This window comes from Chitinophaga sp. CF418 (genome assembly GCF_900142925.1).
Taxonomy (GTDB): Bacteria; Bacteroidota; Bacteroidia; order Chitinophagales; family Chitinophagaceae; genus Chitinophaga.
This window is the reverse complement of sequence record NZ_FRCN01000018.1, coordinates 21964-42823: the sequence shown is the minus strand read 5'-3', so window position 1 is coordinate 42823 and position 20860 is coordinate 21964. Positions and strand designations below refer to the sequence as shown.

The 20860-nt window shown below is 46.6% G+C and carries 15 protein-coding genes; 6 read left to right on the top strand and 9 right to left on the bottom strand.

The window, feature by feature from the left end; all coding sequences use genetic code 11:
* Positions 1-3: 3 nt before the first annotated feature.
* Both F3I09_RS30810 and F3I09_RS30805 read left to right on the top strand, forming a co-directional pair.
* Positions 4-1740: an N-acetylmuramoyl-L-alanine amidase gene (locus F3I09_RS30810; protein WP_149698900.1), complete on the top strand. Its 1737-nt coding sequence runs from the start codon at positions 4-6 to the stop codon at positions 1738-1740.
* A 106-nt stretch (positions 1741-1846) separates the two neighbouring features.
* Positions 1847-4276: a TonB-dependent receptor gene (locus F3I09_RS30805; RefSeq protein ID WP_149698899.1), complete on the top strand. Its 2430-nt coding sequence runs from the start codon at positions 1847-1849 to the stop codon at positions 4274-4276.
* Positions 4277-4488: 212 nt separating this feature from the next.
* Here the strand turns inward: F3I09_RS30805 and F3I09_RS30800 are convergent, their stop codons facing one another.
* The 3 genes from F3I09_RS30800 to F3I09_RS30790 all read right to left on the bottom strand — a co-directional run bounded on the left by F3I09_RS30800 (position 4489) and on the right by F3I09_RS30790 (position 10558).
* Positions 4489-5541: a phytase gene (locus F3I09_RS30800; RefSeq protein WP_149698898.1), complete on the bottom strand. Its 1053-nt coding sequence runs from the start codon at positions 5539-5541 to the stop codon at positions 4489-4491.
* 36 nt (positions 5542-5577) lie between these two features.
* Complete coding sequence (locus tag F3I09_RS30795) at positions 5578-8394, bottom strand: TonB-dependent receptor (RefSeq protein WP_149698897.1); 2817 nt, start codon at positions 8392-8394, stop codon at positions 5578-5580.
* A gap of 526 nt (positions 8395-8920) precedes the next feature.
* Positions 8921-10558: a tetratricopeptide repeat protein gene (locus F3I09_RS30790; RefSeq protein WP_149698896.1), complete on the bottom strand. Its 1638-nt coding sequence runs from the start codon at positions 10556-10558 to the stop codon at positions 8921-8923.
* Positions 10559-10849: 291 nt separating this feature from the next.
* On the opposite strand from F3I09_RS30790, the gene F3I09_RS30785 reads away from it, so the two are divergent.
* Together F3I09_RS30785 and F3I09_RS30780 are read left to right on the top strand one after the other, a co-directional pair.
* Positions 10850-11203: a carboxymuconolactone decarboxylase family protein gene (locus F3I09_RS30785; RefSeq protein ID WP_089834551.1), complete on the top strand. Its 354-nt coding sequence runs from the start codon at positions 10850-10852 to the stop codon at positions 11201-11203.
* Between the two features lie 99 nt (positions 11204-11302).
* On the top strand, positions 11303-12337 hold the full coding sequence (locus tag F3I09_RS30780) for a 2-oxoacid:ferredoxin oxidoreductase subunit beta (RefSeq protein WP_149698895.1): 1035 nt from the start codon (positions 11303-11305) through the stop codon (positions 12335-12337).
* A gap of 78 nt (positions 12338-12415) precedes the next feature.
* Here F3I09_RS30780 and F3I09_RS30775 read toward each other — a convergent pair whose 3' ends face one another.
* Together F3I09_RS30775 and F3I09_RS30770 are read right to left on the bottom strand one after the other, a co-directional pair.
* Positions 12416-13054, bottom strand: a complete 639-nt coding sequence (locus F3I09_RS30775; RefSeq protein WP_149698894.1) for a LysE family translocator — start codon at positions 13052-13054, stop codon at positions 12416-12418.
* 112 nt (positions 13055-13166) lie between these two features.
* On the bottom strand, positions 13167-14699 hold the full coding sequence (locus tag F3I09_RS30770) for a GH3 auxin-responsive promoter family protein (protein WP_149698893.1): 1533 nt from the start codon (positions 14697-14699) through the stop codon (positions 13167-13169).
* A gap of 122 nt (positions 14700-14821) precedes the next feature.
* Between F3I09_RS30770 and F3I09_RS30765 the strand changes: the two genes are divergently transcribed.
* Positions 14822-15631, top strand: coding sequence for an inositol monophosphatase family protein (locus F3I09_RS30765; RefSeq protein ID WP_149698892.1), 810 nt, complete (start codon positions 14822-14824; stop codon positions 15629-15631).
* Positions 15632-15647: 16 nt separating this feature from the next.
* Entirely contained in the window at positions 15648-16682 is a 1035-nt protein-coding gene (gene thiL, locus F3I09_RS30760; RefSeq protein ID WP_149698891.1) for a thiamine-phosphate kinase, read from the top strand.
* Positions 16683-16762: 80 nt separating this feature from the next.
* Here the strand turns inward: thiL and F3I09_RS30755 are convergent, their stop codons facing one another.
* The 4 genes from F3I09_RS30755 to F3I09_RS30740 all read right to left on the bottom strand — a co-directional run bounded on the left by F3I09_RS30755 (position 16763) and on the right by F3I09_RS30740 (position 20823).
* Complete coding sequence (locus tag F3I09_RS30755; protein WP_149698890.1) at positions 16763-18445, bottom strand: glycosyltransferase family 39 protein; 1683 nt, start codon at positions 18443-18445, stop codon at positions 16763-16765.
* A gap of 21 nt (positions 18446-18466) precedes the next feature.
* Positions 18467-19573 carry an N-acetylglucosamine-6-phosphate deacetylase gene (nagA, locus tag F3I09_RS30750; RefSeq protein ID WP_149698889.1) on the bottom strand — a complete coding sequence of 369 codons (1107 nt, stop codon included), beginning with the start codon at positions 19571-19573 and terminating at the stop codon, positions 18467-18469.
* Between the two features lie 68 nt (positions 19574-19641).
* Positions 19642-20025 (bottom strand): VOC family protein, encoded by a 384-nt coding sequence (locus F3I09_RS30745; protein ID WP_110053181.1) that lies wholly within the window; start codon positions 20023-20025, stop codon positions 19642-19644.
* 3 nt (positions 20026-20028) lie between these two features.
* Positions 20029-20823 (bottom strand): amidohydrolase, encoded by a 795-nt coding sequence (locus F3I09_RS30740; RefSeq protein ID WP_149698888.1) that lies wholly within the window; start codon positions 20821-20823, stop codon positions 20029-20031.
* Between the last annotated feature and the right edge of the window lie 37 nt (positions 20824-20860).

Genomic DNA, 20860 nt, shown 5'->3' with positions numbered 1-20860 from the left:
ACTATGAGGAGATTCGCACTATTAATACTGATACAAACAGCGTATACAGGTCTACAACTGCATGCACAGGCATTCCTGAAAATGGCACAGCCACTCAGGACTGAGATCAATACCAGCAGCGCCAGACAATATTTCTCAGGCCGCACGTGTGAGGGCTGTAAGGTATTGCTGAACAATGACAGCATTTACGTATACCCCAACGGTGTATTTGCGCTGAAGCGTGACCTGAAACCAGGAAAAACGACGATGGTGCTTTCGGCTACGGACAGCTTGGGGAAATTCGTATCGCGCACTTACCATTTCTACTATAATCCGCCACCACCATTGCGGGTGACACCTTCTTTCCGTATCGACTATGTAACAATATCGCCTAAATCCAATACGACCCTTTCCGTAGGCGACACCTTACGGGTACGTATGAAGGGCTATCCCGGAGGACAGGCCAGCTGGTTTGACGGTACACCTATCCCGGAACTACCCGCCGCACAGACCAGTGGGATCGCAGGCTTCTACCAGGGGTATTATGTGCTGACAGAGGAAGATTCCCTGCTGGATGGCAAGATCAATGTATACCTGAAATATAAGGGACAAACAGCGGTATTGCCCGGCACATTCCGTTATACCTTTCAACGCAGTACACAACTGACAGCCCGCACCATTGACGACCAGACCTACCTGACCATCTCCCCCGAGGGAGACAGGTTAGGCCCTGAAAAAATGGGCTACCTGGATGGGGATGTACGGCTGCATGTGACTGGCAGGGAAGGCAGTCACTATCGGGTAAAACTCAGCGCCAACCAGTTTGCCTATATTCCGGAAAGCCTGGTAGATACGATGACCGAAACAGAACCTGCTCCCCAGAGCATTGTGAATGAGGCCCGGGTATGGAGTGATAAACAATTCGACTATATCTCCGTGGGGCTGGCCGACAAACTACCTTATCTTTCCACACAGGAAATCAATCCAGGTAAGCTCATCGTAGACATCCACGGCGCTATATCAGAACCGGGCTTTCTGCCGGAGACGCAAAGTACCGGAGAAATCAGCCGGATAGACTGGAAACAGGTTGGCCCAGACGTATTCCGCATAGCAGTTTCACTGACACACAACCAGCCCTGGGGCTATAAGATATTTTATACCGATAGCAACCGGCTCACCATCCGTATCAAACACCAGCCCGCCAGCCTTCAGTTAAAAGACCTGACTATCGCGGTAGATGCCGGTCATGGAGGTGGTAATATTGGCACTGCCGGCGCTATGGGCGTAGCTGAAAAACAGTTGACCCTGATCATGGCCATGCTGGTAAAGGTAGCCCTCGAGAAAGAAGGCGCCCACGTCATTACCACAAGGGTAAGCGATGTATTTGTCGACAACCAGGACCGTTTGTATAACTATCGCCAGCTGGCGCCCGACCTGCTACTGAGCATTCACATGAATTCATCCATCAACCCGGTAGATGTGAAAGGCACCGCCAACTACTACAAATATCCCTTCTGTGAACCACTGAACCGGAACCTTCACAACCGGCTCCTCGAAACGGGACTGGCGGACTTTAAAAACAACGCCAATTTCAACTTCATACTGAACATGCCCACAGAGATGCCAACAGCCCTCATAGAAACACTTTTCCTCAGCTACCCGGAAGACGAGATCCGGATACTGGATGAGAACTTCCGGCTGGTACTGGCAGACAAGATCGTGCAGGGTATCAAAGACTTCCTCCAGGAAGCAGGCAGGTAACAACAGGTAATTTTTCCCTTTTGAGTAAAAACTTTTCCCGATGCGACATCACAAGTAAAGCTGACTACGTCAAATTTGCGCCTGATTTTCAACTACAGCAAACACTATGATGAAGTTTACAGGCCATTATACAAGAGCAGCTTTACTATTTTTTGTCGTTTTGCTCTCTTTCTTTACCGCAGCCAATGCGGCTTCTTTTAATGAAGACAACAACGGTATCATAAAAGGGAAGGTAATAACTTCAGATGGGAAACCAGCTGCAGATGTGCCAGTGGTCCTCCAGGGCACTACCCATGCTACCACTACTGACGGGGCAGGTAGCTTTACTTTCCGGGGTATTCCGGCAGGCAATTACCAGATCGTTATTTCCCAGCCAGGCTTCAGCAACGTTATAAAAGATATTACGGTAGCATCAGGACAGATTGTTACTGCAGATTTTCAGCTGGATATCTCCCGCAAAGAACTGAACGAGGTGGTGATCACCGGTACACAGAATAAGCTGGTGAAACGCAGTAGTGAGTATGTATCCAAACTGCCACTGGCCAATATCGAAAACCCGCAGGTATATACTACGATCACCAAAGACCTGATGGCTAACCAGCTGGTATATTCTGTAGATGATGCGATGAGGAATGCTACTGGTATTGCCAGGCTGTGGGAATCTACCGGCCGTAGCGGTGATGGCGGATCCTATTACAGCTCCCGCGGTTTTATTGTACAGAGCCAGTTGCGCAATGGTGTAGCAGGTAATGTGGCTACCAAGATCGATGCTGCCAACCTGGAAAGACTTGAGGTGATCAAAGGCCCTTCCGCTACACTCTTCGGTAGCACACTCACTTCTTATGGTGGTCTGATCAACCGTGTAACAAAAAAGCCATATGATCATTTTGGTGGAGAGATCACCTACGCCGGCGGTAGTTTTTCCTACAATCGTCTGCAGGCAGATATCAACACTCCCCTTGACTCCACCGGCAAAGTAGCCCTGCGCCTCAATACTGCATACACTTACGAAAACAGCTGGCAGGACAATGGTTTCAATAAAACCATTGCTTTCGCGCCAAGCGTTTCCTATAAAGTAAATGACAAACTCTCTTTCCAGTTCGATGCTGAATACTATAGCGGAGAAGGAACAGGTAATACCATCTTCTTCTTCCCATGGGGGCTGAACATGTCCAGGTTGAGTGCGCAGAGCGCCGATAAGCTGAACATCGACTATAAACGCTCTTTCTTCAATGAAGATCTTATACAGAAGTCCAGGAATATGAACTTCTTTGCTACCATGAACTATAAGCTCTCTGATCAGTGGACATCTCAGACAATCTTTACCAATACTAACAGTTACTCCGATGGCGCAGGCCCTTATTTCTACCTGCTGCCTGGCGACTCCATTTCCCGTAATGATCAGTTCACCGATAACAGCAAAGTAGGAGTAACCGAAATACAGCAGAACTTCAGCGGCGACTTCAGGATCGGTAAAATGAGGAATCGCTTTGTAGGCGGTCTGGATTTCTTCTTCCTGAATGAAGATGAATACTACTCCGGTGGTACTTATGACATCGTTCCTTCTCATGGTGTTGTTTCCGATTACAATGGTTTCAACCGCGCCAATATGGACAAGATCTATCAGAATGGCGGTTACACCTTTACATATCCTGTCATCTACAAAGCTTATACTTACAGTGCTTATGCATCTGATGTACTGAACATCACAGACAAACTGGCGGTACAGGCAGCATTACGTGTCGATTATTTCGATCGTAAGGGGACTTATGATAATACCTCAGGTAAGACAGGAGCCGATGGTTATACACAGACAGCTTTATCTCCGAAATTTGGTATTGTTTACCAGATCATAAAAGATAAGTTCTCCGTATTCGGCAACTATCAGAACGGCTTCAAAAACGTAGCAGGATACGATTCCAGCAAGCAAAAGGCTTTTACGCCTGAACAGGCTAACCAGATTGAAGGTGGTGTGAAAATGGACCTCTTCGATGGCAGACTGACCGGTACATTCAGCTACTACGACATCAAGGTAAAAGATATCGTACGTACAGATCCTGAGCATCCACTCCGCAGTATCCAGGATGGTACACAGCTCAGTAAAGGATTTGAAGCGCAGATCATAGCGAACCCAATCCAGGGACTGAACATCATAGCGGGCTTCGCGTATAATGATTCCAAATATGAAAAGTCATCTTCAGATGTGGAAGGCCGTCGTCCGACTACAGCAGGATCTCCGGTTCTTGCGAACCTATGGTTGAGCTATCACCTGCCTATCAGCGCTACACGTGGTCTGAACTTCGGCTTCGGTGGTAACTACGCCAGCGAAACCAAAGTAGTTAATTCTGCTTCCACCGGCATTTTTACGCTGCCTGAATACACAGTGCTGAATGCAAGTATCTCTTACGATACTAATAAATTCCGCATTGGCGCCAAAGTAGATAACCTGACGGATAAACATTACTGGATCGGTTATTCTACCATGAATCCTCAGAAGACAAGAAGCATTACCGGAAGCATCGCTTTCAAATTCTAATTCCCTCACCAGGTATATAAACCAAAACGCCGTCTCAACATGATTGAGGCGGCGTTTTCTTTTAGACGATATTCTTTCGACCCTAAACTGGCGAATGCATCTTTGTTCAAAAAATCTGATTGTTCATGAATCATGAACATTGATAAATTATGAACAAAATAAAAGCCGCCTCAAATTTGTTGAGACGGCTCTTCGTTTATATTTCCCCCTATCTATTTCTTCTCCATCTTCCCGGCAATATCTTCCCAGGAATAATAATGAAAAACCTTCCCATTACTCATCGCAACAAACAATCCTTTTGAAAATTTATTCCCAAGCGGCACTGCCGTCACATCTGAGCCATCGCTTTCTAATGTAGATACCGGTACTTCAGCGACAAGGATATGTTCATTCGCATGACCATTCTCCCCCTCTCTTCTATACACCATAAAAGAGTTATCCTGCTGATTGGACACCAGTATATAACCAGTGGAATCGGTAGCCGGATAAATAGAAATGCCTTCATGATCTGAAACGAACCCTTCCTTTGCAAACAGCGCCAACTCCCTGTTATCCCATTTGGAAGGATCGGCTACATACTTGCGTACACCAACTGTTTCATCAGAATAATAGATATATCCCAGCTTATTATCCACTGCAATAGACTCTATTTCCTTCTTACCGCTATAAGCGCCAAACTTGCGGACAAGGCGGCCTTTCACTACACCACCTTCATCTACCAACCGGTATTGCCAGAGATAACCATCTGCAGGACCATTTTTACGACCTACTACGGCAAAAATGGCGGCATCTTCAGGACGAGTATACAGGGCTATGCCCATAGGCGCTCTTTCCTTCTCTCCCAGGAATACAGGTATACCACCATTATCCAGCGGTGTAAGGTCAGGAAGACGAAACACCCGAATGCTGTTTGTTTCTCTTTCTGTCAGCACGGCAATATCCACCGGCTGACCATTTAATTTGAACCCATAAGCGATGTCCACATTATTCGGGCGTTTTAAACCCAATACTTTGTTGACGATCTTTCCTTCCAGGTCAAAAGCATACAATCCACCTTCACTATCCTTATCAGTACCAATGACCAGACTTTTTAAGGTATCTGCTTTATTGATCCAGATGGCAGGATCATCCGTATCGTGCCCTGTTTCCTGTGTAACGATCACAGGCTTTAAGCCATCCTGCCTTGCTACAGTCTTTGCCGAATTTACCTGACAGGCCCCGAGTAACATCAGACCACTTAAAGGCGCCAATATATTTTTTAACATGTATTTATCCTTTTATAAACAACAAACCACTGACGATTACAAATCGAACTTCAAACCAAAGTTATATCTCGGACGATAGTATTCTGCCTGCATCGTTCTTGAAGAAATACCCTGATAATAACGTAGTGGCTGGTTAGTCAGATTATTTGCTTCACCGAATACCCTTAACTGTTTTGTCAGCTTAAAGGAAGCATTCAGGTCCAGGAAGAATTGCTTATCATAAAAGCGGTCGTCGAAATCATCGCCACCCAGTTCATCGAGGTAAGACGCGGTATAGTTACCAGACAATCTTGCAGTGAAACGGCTGCTTTCATAAGAAAGAGATGCGTTAAACATATGAGGTGCTGTTCCGGGCAAGGTTACGTCAGTACGTTTGTCGCCATCAGCATTGTAAATACCATCTGCTTTAGATTTGGTATAAGTGTAGTTCACATATACACCGAAGCCTTTCAGAAAGCCTGGCAGGAAATCCAGCTGACGTTGCAGGGCTACTTCAAACCCATATACTTTTACGTTATCTCCATTACGGGCCTGTTTGTAGGTCCATTTTTCTCCTGCAGGAATAGGATTAGTCGCTACATCTTTATAATCTGCTGCGAATTTTTCCATAGTATAAGCATTGTCTCTGTAAGTGTAGATAAAGTCGCTGATGCTCTTATAGAACACACCACCCGACAGGATACCTACTGACTTAAAGTACTGTTCTGCCATCAGGTCAAAGTTCAGCGCACGTGCAGCTTTCAGATCCGGATTACCAGCGCTCAGTTCTGCATCATCAGCGACGCTGCTCACATATGGAGCGATGTCATAGTAGTTAGGACGGGCAATAGAAGTAGTAACAGCAGCACGCAGTACCAGGTCATTGTTCACGTTGTATTTGAAAGTGATACCAGGCAATACATTGGTATAACTGTTCTTTACTTTACGCGTTCCTTCCAGGTCTTCTTCTTCCGCTACAATGTTACCTTCATAATCGATATGTGTATTCTCTATACGCACACCGGCAATCACTGACAACTGTTTTGTCAGGTCCTGATCCCAGCGGATATATCCTGCGGTGATCCTTTCCTTAGCATTGAAGTTAACGGCCAGGTATTCAGCCGGGTTATCGCTCTTTTCAAATTTGGTAGCATCATCCAGTTGCTGACCGCCCAGGAAGGTATTGATCACGAAGGTACCAGGAGTATATTTTTCGCCCGGCTGATATCCCTTCCCACTGATCTTGATATTGGAGATCTCTGCCAGATTACCGAATTCAGTGATCGGCTCATATTCGAAGAAGTTATTTACCCGCTCCTTGTCTTTCAGACGCAGTCTTCCACCTACACGCAGACGGCCTTTCTGGCCGGGTATTACGCTGAAAGGGAAACGCAGGTTCAGTTTCAGGCCCAGTTCATTTTCACGGGTATAGTCATGATTCTCTGACAGTGATTTAAAACCGAAATCCTGGTCAGTCAGTGAGCTAGCAGTCACCAGGGGAACGCGGGTATCTGACAGGTCCAGGCTTACCGGGCCATCATCAGCCCTGTATTCAATATAACGCTCATGAGGTCTGTCTTCGCTGGCGGTAGAGAAGCTTGCCGACCAATCCAGGTCTACTTTACTACCCAGCAGGTGTTCGCCACGCAGGGAGTAGTTCTGTACACGCTGATCTTCCAGCCTGCGGCTTTTGTTACGGCTGTTGTCGATACCACCTTTGGTTTCGCGCCGTACGGAGCCCACATATCCCGTAATAGCGTCATTATCATCGTACTCAGGTTCTATATCTGTAATACGCAGGCGGTAACGGTTTTCCCTGTCATCGCGCCAGTTGTACATGGCATTTGCATAGAGGGTATTCTTTGCATTGATCTTATAATCCAATGCAGCAGATGCACTCCTGCGGATACGCTGTACATTATATTTACGTACCTCTGATTCAGAAGTATAGATATGTCCGAAATCGTCTTTGCTCCAGGTAGCCTCCATATCATCGGAACCATAGTCATTATTATTATAGGAAGCACTCAGTACCGCTCCCAGTTTGCTATCAAAGAAACGGTTCGCAAGTACCAGGCTGCCGGTATACAATGCTTTATTACGGATAGGGTTCACTCCACCAGAGAGGGTAGCGGAAACACGAGGACCATTCGGAGCGGCACGTGTTACCAGGTTTACAGATCCGCCGATAGCATCTGCATCCATATCGGGTGTCAGGGTTTTATTCACCTCGATGGTCTGCACCATGTCTGAAGGGATGAGGTCCATCTGTACACGACGGTTGTCCCCTTCTGCAGAAGGGATGCGGTCACCGTTCAGGCTTACGGAGTTCAGCTCAGGGGCCAGGCCGCGGATAATAATATTACGGGCTTCACCCTGATCGTTCTGCATAGTGATGCCAGGTATACGCTTGATCGCGTCTCCCACGTTCGCATCCGGAAAACGACCAATCTGATCAGCCGATACGATATTGGTAATATTAGGATTGTTCCGCTGCTGGTTCAGGGCTTTTGCTTGTCCGCGGAGGCGGTCTCCGATTACCAGCACTTCTTTTCCGGCTACGCCGCCGGCTTCCATCTTCAGCTTCAGGTCAGTTGCTTTACCTGGCGCAACGGTCACCTCCTGAGTGAAGGTCTGGTAACCGATGTAAGTTACTTCCAGGGTATAAGTACCAGCGGGTACACTCAGGAATTCGAACTTACCCTGTTGATTGGAGACAGTGTAATGGTTGCCGGGTTTTAATTTAAGTGTCGCACCCGGCAGCGATAATTGCTGATTTTTGTCCACGATGTTTCCGGTCACCAGTCCGGGAGCCTGTCCGAAGCCCAGGATGCTTAAACAGGAAAATAATACAGTGAATAACAGTGTTCGCATATTGGTTGAGAGTTAATCCGTTTGTTCAGCAAAGGTGCATTGGGGAGTTGCTGAGGCCAAATTAAGGGGGTATACAAAAAGGATACATCGTTACAATGGGCGTGAACAGCAAGGCAACATGTGAAACAAATAGCAGATAACAATATGATTATCAATAGTGATTGACGTAACAGAATGTCAGTTAAGAAAATATTACCGTAACATTAAGGGAATGTTAAGTGATTGCTGGTTAGTTGTTCTCCTCATGTTGGTGCGCTCGTTGAATCCTGCATATAAGCAGGTACAAGCTTCGTTTCTCCTATGTCCATCTTACGTTCATCCTAGGTCTTTGAACGTAAGATGAACGTAAGTTGGACATAGGAGAAACGAAGTTGTATGCTTGTCATATGCAAGATCAACCGGCGCCATTTAGTCCTGGTTTTAGCCTCATTCAAAAGATATAACCTGATATTTTAATATCTGACTTAGTCAAACGCATAGTTGACAGAGTCATTCTACACAATCTATTTACCAGTATATCAATAACTTACAAACTCTGAATAAACGCAGTCAAACTCTCCCCCTGCTGAAGATTCAGCTTCTTCCGAAGCCGATATCGCACCACACGCAAACTATCCTGTGAAATCCCCAGCAAGGTGGCTATATCATTAGATTCCATATTCATTTTCAGGAGCGCAACTAAGCGGAGGTCATTAGAAGTAAGCGTATCACAATACTTTTTCAGGTTGTCAAAGAAAGCCTGATGCACCTGCTCGAAGATATTCCGGAAATCGACCCAGTACTGGTCATGATTGAAACTATGATTAATCTGTCCCAGCAGTTGCTTCAGCTGTTTCTTCTGATCACGTTTATCATCCTTTACCATTTCATCCAGCCTGACACGCAGCTCTTCCAGCAACTGGTTTTTCTGAATAAGATGCAAGGTATGTGTGGTCAGTTCCCTGGAACGAACCTCTAATTCTTCTTTCAGCTTTCCCTCCTGCAACTGCTTATTTTGCAAAGCCGCCTCCATCAGTTCCTTCTCGGTTTCAAATATCTGGCGGTGCTGATGCCGGAGTATCTGCTCATTACGCAGCTTCAGGCGCTGGCGACTAATGATCAGAACACCCATAGCAACTAATAACAGGATAACAATCACGATGGCAGCAGTAATAATCCGGTTCGTCTTGCGAGCGTTCTGCAAGCGCTCTATCTCGTTGTTCTTCTTTTCAATGTCATAGACCGTCTGTAGCAACGCCACCTGTTTGCTGTTCTCATCAGAGTATGTCCCAAGCAGGTATTGCCGGCCAAGCTCGAGATAATAAAAGGCACTGTCATTATTCCCTGCCAGGTGATGCGCTTTAGCAAGATCACGGTAAGCACCGCTTAGTTGCCGCTGTTCATGCAGCGCCAGCGCCAGCAGCAGAGCTCTGCGGGTTTGGACCAGGGCTTCAGCGTACTGCCCGGTCTTACGACACACATCCCCCAGGTTGTTCAGGATCTCAATCCGGGCGATCTTATCCTCACCCTGCATACTCAGATCCAGGGCCCTGTTGAAATAGAAAGATGCTGAATCATACCGGGCGAGGTCTTCATAAATACTGCCAATATTCTCATAGATCTTAGACATGCCTGGTTTATCATCTACTGAGAGGTAGGCCGCCAGAGCACGGCGCTGGTATAGAAAGGCGCTGTCGTATCGTTGTTGCTTTTCGTATAGGTGGCCGATCTTTCCATAAGTCAACGCTACTCCTGTATTGTTGTTCAGCTGGTGGAAGATAGCGAGCGCTTCTTCATATTGCCGGCGGGATAGTTCTGGTTGTTTGTTATAATAATATAACATCCCAATATCGTTCAGATTACCAGCCAGCTGTTGTTGTGCGCCTTCTTTCCGGAAGATGTCGCTGGCCTGCAGGTGATAGTCCAGCGCCTGGGGAAAATGCCCCAGGTGGAAACAGATCTGTCCCATCCGGGCGAGACATCTGGCAGCTGCCAGGGGCTCTTTCTTCTCCACCGCCCGGTTGTAGGCATCTTTTAAAGCCAGGAATGTAGAATCCGGCGTTATCTGCTCGTAATCATCCTGGTCAGGCAACTGTAATCTGGTCAGTTTGTCGTTTTGCGCAAACAGCCCACCGGACAACAGCCCGCTTAGTATCAGCAGTAAAAAGAAACGCATTACAAACATAATCAGCAGGTAAAGCGCAAAGGAACGGGTTTAATGTTATCTTATTGTTAACCGGAGCCAGCAATCCGAACGTCCCGGTAGGCCCTCAAATCCTACCATAGACCCGCAATTCTCATCACTTCTTGTTATGAGCAATAACCCAGGGTTATCCCATACTACGTAACTCATTAATATACAGACACTAAATAAATCACCACTTTAGCCTCCCCGGGCCATAGTCTACTAAACGAGTAGATTGATTTATATTTGGGAATCGTTTCATAGCTTTAAGGTGTGTAAACAAACAATAAAATGGCAGACGAGATACAAGCTTTTAATGATTACCGGGCCAAAATGAACGAAGTAATCCTGGGTAAACAGAACAAGGTCATTAACCGTTTATTTAATCTTGATACAAACACCTACGCAGAAGGCGCATTAAGTACCAAAGTAAAGGAAATGCTGGGATTGGTTTCATCGATGGTACTTCGTTGCGATGACTGTATCAAATACCACCTTGGAAAATGCCATGAACAGGGGATTACCACTGAAGAAATGTATGAGATCTTTGCTGTAGCCAACATTGTTGGCGGTACTATAGTGATCCCACATACCAGGAGAGCAGCCGAATACTGGGAGGCGTTACTACAACAGGAACAGGCATAAAAGGGAATAGTTAGAAGTATTCCTTATTGCGTAAACCGCAGAGGATAAACAATTCGTAACTTTGCCAACCGTTTTTCACTTTTTCTTTAAAACATTCAGATGTCAACAGCTACTATAGCTCCGCAGGCGTTAACGGCGAAGGATTTTGCAACGGACCAGGAAGTACGCTGGTGCCCGGGTTGCGGAGATTATTCGATCTTAAAACAAGTACAAACTATCATGCCCGGTCTGGGCATTCCAAAGGAAAATATCGTGATCGTATCCGGTATCGGTTGCTCATCGCGTTTTCCTTACTATATGAACACCTACGGTATGCACTCGATCCATGGCCGTGCTACCGCTATTGCTTCCGGATTGAAAGCCGTACGCCCTGAACTCAGCGTTTGGGTAGTAACCGGCGACGGTGACGGGCTCTCCATTGGTGGTAACCATACCATCCATTTGCTGCGCCGTAACTTCGACATCAATATCATGCTGTTCAATAACCAGATCTATGGTTTGACGAAGGGTCAGTACTCTCCTACTTCGGAAGAGAACAAAGTGACCAAGTCCACTCCTTTCGGCAGCATCGACCATCCTTTTAATCCGCTGGCGCTGGCATTAGGTGCAGATGCTACCTTCATTGCCCGCAGTATGGACCGCGATCCGAAACACCTGCAGGAACTGCTGAAACGCAGCCATGCACATAAAGGAGCTTCCTTCCTGGAAATATACCAGAACTGTAACATCTTCAACGATGGAGCATTCGAGATCTTTACCGAGAAAGGCAGCAAAATGGAAGAAACCCTGTTCCTGGAACAAGGTCAGCCACTGATATTCGGCGCCCAGAAGAACAAAGGTATCCGCCTGGACGGCTTAAAGCCGGTAGTAGTGGAACTGGGTGGAGAATACAGTGCCAGCGACCTCTGGATCCATGACGAGAAAGACTTCTATAAAGCGCAGATCCTGACCCGCATGTTCGACGATCCTCGTATAGAAGGTCACCTTCCCCGTCCTTTCGGCGTGTTCTACCAGGCCTTCCGTCCTACTTATGAAGAGCAGCTGAACTTCCAGGTAGAGAGCGCCATCTCTCAGAAAGGTCCCGGCGATCTGGACAAACTGCTGGCAGGTAGAGAGACCTGGACTATCAAATAGGAAATTTATCACCACCAATAAAAAGAAAAAGCCATTCGCGATGAATGGCTTTTCTTTTTATGGCAATTGCTTTATTTATTAGTGTGTGATGCTCCCCGGGTCCAGCAGCACCTTATACAACAGGATCACCCCAAACAGGATCAGGCTTGCGCCTGCAATCTTATTCAGCCATACTACATTGCTTAAGGTCAGCTTGTGCCTGATCTTATCAGCTACAAATACCTTCAGAATATCCGTAGATAATACCCAGATCAAAGCGGTTGTGTACATCATTATACGATGCCCTACCGTAGTAGAACTGGAAGATACACAAACTCCCAGCCAGAAGATGATCACACCCGGGTTGAGTGTATTCATCAGGAAGCCGGCCAGCCAGATCTTCAGATAGTCGTGAGTGCGGAACATTTCCGGTCGTTCATCGCCGGTACTGATCATTACCTTCTTAAAGAATAGTCCGTATATGCCCATACATACGAGCATGATACCGCCAATGATGCCAATGTACTTTTTATATTCTTCCAGACCGGTAATGAAAGCTGTTGCCAGGTTTCCCGTCAATACAAAAAATATATCACTGAATGATACCCCTAAAGCGAAGCTGACGCCTGCCTTAAATCCATTGTTGATGCTGTACTTTATGATGGCGAAGATAACGGGACCTACAGAAATTGATAGAAATAAGCCCAACGCCATACCCTGTGCCAGTGCTGTTATCATGCGCTACAAAATTCCATTGCCGTCGCTGCTACGGCTATCTTTATGTAAAAAATAAAGGGTAACCTAATTGCTGAAGTTACCCCTCTTTTTATTTATAGAATCGTTAAATTTCTCAGACTGATTTTACACTCAGGAACTGTTCCCAGTCTTTTAGCTTGTCGCCTTTTAATACACGTGGGAATTTGTTCATGGCGCCTTCTTTTCCTTTCGCTCTCATGTAATCAATGAACACCTCATTAGGCAATACTTCCACAAACAATTCTTTCAGGGCTGAAGTCCTTTCCACTGCGTAGTCATCGTTCACATCGGCCAATGTCTGATCGATGATCTCACGGACACGGTTAGCGTCTACATTCACATCGTCAGTACCAATATACCAGCGGTGTGCAAACAGGCTTTCATAAGGGAAACCGGCTACGGTGAACTCCTTGATGGTGATGCCCATCTTCTTCTGCACCATATCGATGGCCTTGTTCATATTGTCGATACTCATGTGTTCCCCGCAAAGGCTCAGAAACTGCTTGGTACGACCAACGATCACGATCTCATGTTCCTTTACAGAGGTGAACTTCACCACATCCCCGATCAGGTAACGCCATGCCCCTGCACAGGTGGAAAGCATCACAGCATATTCCACATCTTCCACCACTTCATGGATCATATACGCTTTCGGATTAGGCTTCACCTCTCCGTCTGCTGTAAAGTTTTCTTCATTGAACGGAATGAACTCATAGAAGATGCCGGTGTTCAGCACCAGCTTGATGCCCCTTACGCCAGGTCTTGCCTGGAAGCCGAAAGAGCCTTCGGAAGCCATGTAAGTTTCAATGAAATTGATCGGTTTGCCCAGTAATTTCTGGAAACTTTCCCGGTAAGGTTCGAAAGACACCCCACCATGGATATATACGGCCAGGTTAGGCCAGATCTCATGAATATTTTTAACCCCGTGGTATTTGATGATCTCGGCCAATACGATCTGTACCCAGGCAGGCACACCACATACGGTACCTACGTCCCACTGTGGCGCCTTACGGACAATCAGCCTGATACGCTGTTCCCAGTTTGGCTTTTTGGAGATATTACCGCCGGGTTTGTAGAAACGTCTGAACCAGCGGGGAATGTTCTTCGCCTGGATACCACTCATATCACCCTCATAGTAGTCTCCTTTCTCATAGAGGGCAGTAGTGCCACCCAGCATCAGGATACCTTTGGTAAAGGACTTGGGGGGAATATTGAAGTTAGCCATGGAATACAGCTGCTTTACGCCCACTTTCTTGACGTTTTTCAGCATATCCCGGGTAACAGGTATGTGTTTACTGGCCGACTCCGATGTACCGGAGCTAAGCGCGAAGTATTTTATCTTTTCAGGCCAGCTGACATTCGCCTGCCCTTCCAGACACTTATGCCACCATTCCGCATGCATCTTATTGTAATTGTGCACAGGTACAGTTGAACGGTACTGTGCCATTACATTGGGACTATTCAGGAGCTCTTGAAATTTATAATGCTGTCCAAATTGAGTGTCCTTGGCCTTCGCCAGCAGTCTGTGTAATACCTGGAGCTGATATTGGCGAGGTGTCCCTAACTTAAATGTAAATTTCTTCCTGATGCGCAGTGACCTGGATATAAGATTTCCTAAAATGGCCATTAATTTACCTTCTCATTTATTAACTGCAAAAATACGCCGAATTTCGGATTGCTACGGTTTGATTTTGAATTACAGGTATCTTACCTCTGGCAATCTTACACAAACATATTACTAAAAACGATATGGCTAGAAAAAAAATTCCCGCGTACCTTTGCCCCATGTTAAAAGCTACCCTACTCAACGCAACAAAAGCCGGCGGAGATGTTCTAAAGCAATACTTTAACGGCTCTTTCGAGATATCCAGCAAAAGTTCCGTGAATGATCTGGTAACAGAAGCTGATAAGAATGCAGAAACTGCCATTTTCAGTGTGATCAGGGAAACATTCCCCCACCACTTTATACTCAGTGAAGAGTCTGGCGAGATCACTTCAGATTCCAACATCAAGTGGATCATTGATCCCCTGGATGGTACGGTGAACTTCGCCCATGGTATCCCGATCTGTTGTGTTTCCATTGGTATTGAGCAGGATGGAGAGATGATCATGGGGGCTGTATACAATCCTTTTCTGAACGAGTTCTTCTTTGCAGAAAAGGGACAGGGCGCTACCCTCAATGACAAACGCATCAGGGTATCTACCAAAGATGAAATGAAAAAGGCCTGCATGGTAACAGGCTTCCCATATACCTGGAAGGAGTATACTCACAGCCCGATTGATGTGTTTGAGTACTTCGTAAAACAGGGACAACCGGTACGCAGGCTGGGTTCCGCTGCTATCGATCTCTGCTGGGTAGCTGCCGGCCGCTTTGATGGATATTATGAGCATAGCCTCAATGCCTGGGACGCTGCTGCGGGATTCCTTATCGTAGAGGAAGCAGGGGGCAAGGTTACCGACTTCAAAGGTCACCGCTACTCTCCTTACCAGCGTACGCTGATTGCTACCAATGGTCTTATTCATGAGCCATTGATCAACATTGTAAACGGAAAATACTGATCTAATATCATACACCATGAGTGACGAAAGAACAGAGATAAACTCGCTCGGCGAGTTCGGACTAATAGAATTGCTTACGAAGAATATAGAGATCCAGCAGGCCAGTACCATTCTGGGGGTAGGTGATGATGCTGCTGTTATTGATCATTTTGGCCGTCAGACGGTTATATCCACTGATATGCTGGTAGAAGGCATCCACTTTGACCTGATGTATACACCCCTGAAACACCTGGGCTATAAATCAGTCGTAGTTAACCTTTCCGACATATATGCCATGAACGCTACCCCTACTCAGATCACCATGAGTATTGCGTTCAGCAACCGCTTCTCTGTAGATGCGCTCAATGAATTTTATGAAGGCGTATATGCTGCCTGCGAAAAATATGGTGTAGACCTGATAGGTGGAGACACCTCCTCTTCCCAGAAAGGCTTCGTGATCAGCGTAACGGCTATCGGTGAAGTAGCGCCCGACAAATTCGTAAAACGCTCCACAGCCCAGAAAGGAGACCTGCTCTGTGTATCCGGCGACCTGGGTGCGGCTTACCTCGGACTCACACTCCTGGAAAGAGAGAAACAGATCTACCTGGAAAGTCCGCAGCTGCAACCCGACCTGGAAGACCAGACTTACATTATCGGGCGTCAGCTGAAACCGGAGGCCCGTCGTGATATCATCGATTTCCTGCAGGAACAGGATATCCAGCCTACCGCAATGATGGATGTAAGTGATGGCCTCAGCTCAGAGATCCTGCATATCTGTAAGCAGAGTAACCTTGGAGTAGTGTTATATGAAGAGAAGATCCCTATCGCCAACGAAACAAAGGAAATGGCACTGAAATTCTCTCTCGATCCTACAGCGGCAGCGCTTAGCGGAGGAGAGGATTATGAACTGCTCTTTACAATGAAACAAGAGGATTATGATAAGATCGTCTTATCTGAGCAGATCAGTGTGATCGGGTATATGACAGACATCAGTGAAGGCGCCCATATCCTGACTAAAGGCGGTAATAAATTCAAACTGGTAGCACAAGGCTGGAATGCTTTCCAGCAGTAAAGCATAAAAAGAAAAAGGATCAGGGATTGCATGCTGCGATATTCGCGTTCATGTAATCCCTGATCCTTTTTTTTATTGTCTTATTCGACTACTACTGTTACTGTCTGGCTATTATGTGTCGGGAAAAATATTCCTGCAAATACACAGAACTTCAATTGATAGGTTCCCGGCTGATCCGGCATGATCACTTCCATACGGATGATACGCCGCTCAATTGCCCGGCTTAAAGTCAGGTCTGATTTCACTCCTCCCAAAACTTCTTCCTTCCTGGCAAACGCATATCCTATTACAGCCTCATGCTCCTTATCCACTGGTACCGGTACATTGTAGCCATTCTTTAGCTGCAGGATGAAAGGCATACGTTCACCCCGTTTCACCTTCACATATTTCAAGGCAGGCACCAGTGTGATCAGCGAATAGGAATAATGGTGATCCTCATCGTAAGCGCTCCAGGGGCCTTTAACTGTATTGAAACTATCTGTTACCGGCAATTTGTTGTCAGGCGTAAAAACAATCATCACAGGCTTGCCCCACAGCTGTTTTTCAGTATCCCAATAGTTATACTGGTTCCGGCGGGTATAGCGGTTGTTGACTACATACGCCTGCTCACCACTGTAGAACATATACTTTGAAGGCCATTGATAACTGTTGATGAACACTACCGGACGACCGGCAGCATGCTGCCTGATCTCTTCTGCCCAGGGTTTATTGTGATGTATCTCCGGACGTATCTCCACACCTGGCATAAAGTCCCATATCATATAGACCCTGGTAGCCAATACCAGGATCAGCGTGAATATAGCCAGGTATGGCAATATCCTGAGAGACCATTTCAATGAGCGTTTACGGCGTACCGACTGATGCGCCAGTACCATTGCCGGAGTAAACAACATTACCGTCCAGTTGGATTCTACCCTACCCTTAAAAGTACTTAACAGGAAGAAACCCAGCACACCTACCAAACAAAACTTCAATGCTCTTTCAAACGCGCTCTGGATAGGACAGACAAAGGCATAGTATAACACCAGCCATCCGGCAACAGGACCGAATAAAGCCAACTGACCCAGAATATACTCGATGGTAAAACCAAACTGATAAGTGCTGGCATTCCTTTCCACCAGGTGGTATTGCAATGAGGGGAAATCGTGTGTATACTGCCAGTAAAGATGTGGCAGGAATAGTATAGCGGTAATGATACAGGCAATGTAAAACTTAAATACCCGCAGCAGGTTCAGGTTGGAGATAACTGTGAAGGCTACAAGCAGAATACCATGGTATTTGCTATAGAACATCAGGGCCATACTCAATGCCAGCAACAGGGTATTCTTCCAGCTCTGCCGTTCCAGGAAATTGCGGTAGAAGAGAAAATAGAGGGAGGCAAAAAAGACCAGCGGTACATCCGGTACTGCCAGCATACCACCCAATTGCATGGCCGCCATGACACAGAGTAACAGGTAGAACAACCGGTTGTCTCGGCGGGGTATCAGTTTGTCGGTAATAATCAGCGTCAGAAGACTAAGGATCACCATGCATAAACGAACACCAAACTCATTATGGAACAGTCCATATCCAATTTTGATCAGCAAAGCCACCATGGGTGGATGATCAAAATAGCCCCAGTCAAGGTGACGGGAGTATACCCAATAATAGGCCTCATCATCCATCAACTCGGTAAACCCAGCCTGTATCAGTCCAAGTAAAAGCCATACCAGGAGAAACAAGTTCTTGTACTGGTCTTTCTTAAAGTAGTGTATGATGCCCATGAAAATTACAGGTTGAAACCGCTAAGATAACCCAATTAAATGTTTCAACTCCCAGTCTGTGTCCAAAACTACCATAGTGTCCAGATAACCGGGGGCTATTTTGCCCAGCTCATGGGATACGCCGGCAACAATAGCCGGGTAGGTAGAAGCCATACGCAGTGCTTCTTCAGGCAAGATCCCCACCTTGGTAATACAGTTCTTTACGGCCTTATGCATGGTAAGCCTGGAGCCTGCCAGTACTCCCTGGGCATTCACATAACGGTCCGGCTCTTCCACATATATATAGTCTCCTTCAGCGCAGGCCACTACAGCATCTGTTATCAGGAACAGACGTTCGCCCATCACTTTTTTACTGATACGTACTGCATTAAAGTCTACGTGTATGCCATCAGCTACGATGCTGGCATGTACGGAAGGATGATCATAGATAGCGCCTACCATGCCAGGGGCACGGCTCTGCAAGGGAGACATGGCATTGAAAAGATGTGTGGTGGTCGTGATGCCATCTTCAAATGATTTGTAGGCAGTGGCATAATCGGCATTGCTATGCCCGGCGGAAACCACCACACCGGCATCCTGTAACTGCTTTACCAGGGCAGGATCGCAGCGTTCAGGCGCGAGGGTCATCATTTTAATGACGCCCTTCCCGAGAGCCAGCAATTCATTGATATCGGCAGCAGTAGGTTGTTTGATATATTGGGTAAGGTGTGCTCCTTTTTTCTCCGGATTAATGAACGGTCCTTCCAGGTGAAGACCCAATACGCCTTTTCCGCCTTCCTCCCAGTATTGTCTTACGGCTTCAATAGACTTCCTTATCACTTCAGAAGAATGTGTAGGAATGGTAGGCAGAAAGAAAGCGGCGCCACCGGCACTACAATATTCATAGGTAGCTTTTAAAGTAGCGCTATCCGGGGTAAAAGGGAATAGCTTGCCGTTACCACCATAGATCTGCAGATCAATGAAACCCGGCGCCAGAATAGCCCCTTTCAGATCGGTCAGCTCAGCATCTGCAGGTATCTGCGCCTGTGGCAATACCTGCTGTATGCGTCCCTGGCCAGTAACAACGGCATAGCCATCCAGCCATAAATCTCCTGTGAAAATCCGCGTATTAATGTAGGCCCTAAGCATTGACAATGTTTTTAGTATCTATGATAACAGTCATAGTCAATACCAGCCGGCAAATTCTATGAACTGCGTTACACTTCGTATAATTCCAATGGCAGGCCGTCAGGGTCCGTAAAAAAGGTGAACCGCCTGCCGGTGTAAGGATCTGTGCGTATAGGCTCGGGAGTTACATTATGGGTTTTAAGATGGGCTACCACCTGTTCAATATTATTCACTGAAAAGGCCAGGTGCCTCAATCCAACGGCTTCCGGCCCGCTTACTCTTGGCGGCGGGTCAGGAAAGGAAAACAATTCTATCACATAGTGCCCGTTCAGAGCCAGGTCCAGCTTGTATGACCGGCGTTCCAGCCGGTATACTTCGCGGATGATCTTCAGTCCGAGCACTTCTGTATAAAAACGCTTACTTCGCTCATAGTCAGCGCAAATGATAGCAATATGATGTATAGCCTTCAACATTAATTAAAATACCTGGAATTTATCTGCATCCTTCAGGAAAGGAAAGTTCTTCCTTACCTCGTCCAGGCGGGAGCGTTCTAGTGTAGTAGTAAAAATATCCTCATCGTGCGATTTCCTGTAAAGGATCTCTCCCAGTGGATCGATCAGGCTGGAATCGCCGCTGTGGTAAATATTGTTGCCGTCGTTACCCACCCTGTTTACACCAATGGCATAACATTGATTCTCAATAGCGCGGGCATGGATCAGTGTTTTCCATGGGGTACTTCTCCGCTCGGGCCAGTTGGCCACATTGATCAGTACATCGTAAGCCGGAGCACCGGTTTCTGGAACGATCGCATTCCTGGACCATACCGGGAAGCGCAGGTCATAACAAACATTCAGGCAGATCTTCCAACCCTTTACCTGGGCAATCAGGCGTTTGTCCCCCGGCTGGTAATGCTCATGCTCTCCGCCATAGCCAAACAGATGACGTTTATCGTAGGTGCCGTATACACCATTAGGCTGCATCCAGAGCAGGCGGTTCCAGTAATGTCCGTTCTCTTCAATGATCAGGCTTCCGGTCAGAATAATATTCTTCTCAGCAGCCTTCTTCTTCATCCACTGTACGGCACTGCCGTCCATGGTCTGTGCCAGCCTTTCAGGAGCCATACTAAAGCCTGTACTGAACATTTCCGGCAGTACCACTATCTCCGTCCGTTCCTGAATAGCATTGATCTTGTCATCGAACATGCGAAGATTTTCCTCTATATTTTCCCAGTGCAGGTTGGTCTGTATAAGCGTTACCTTCAGATCTGACATAATTTTTCTGTTAAATTCCTTCTTGCAAATTACGATG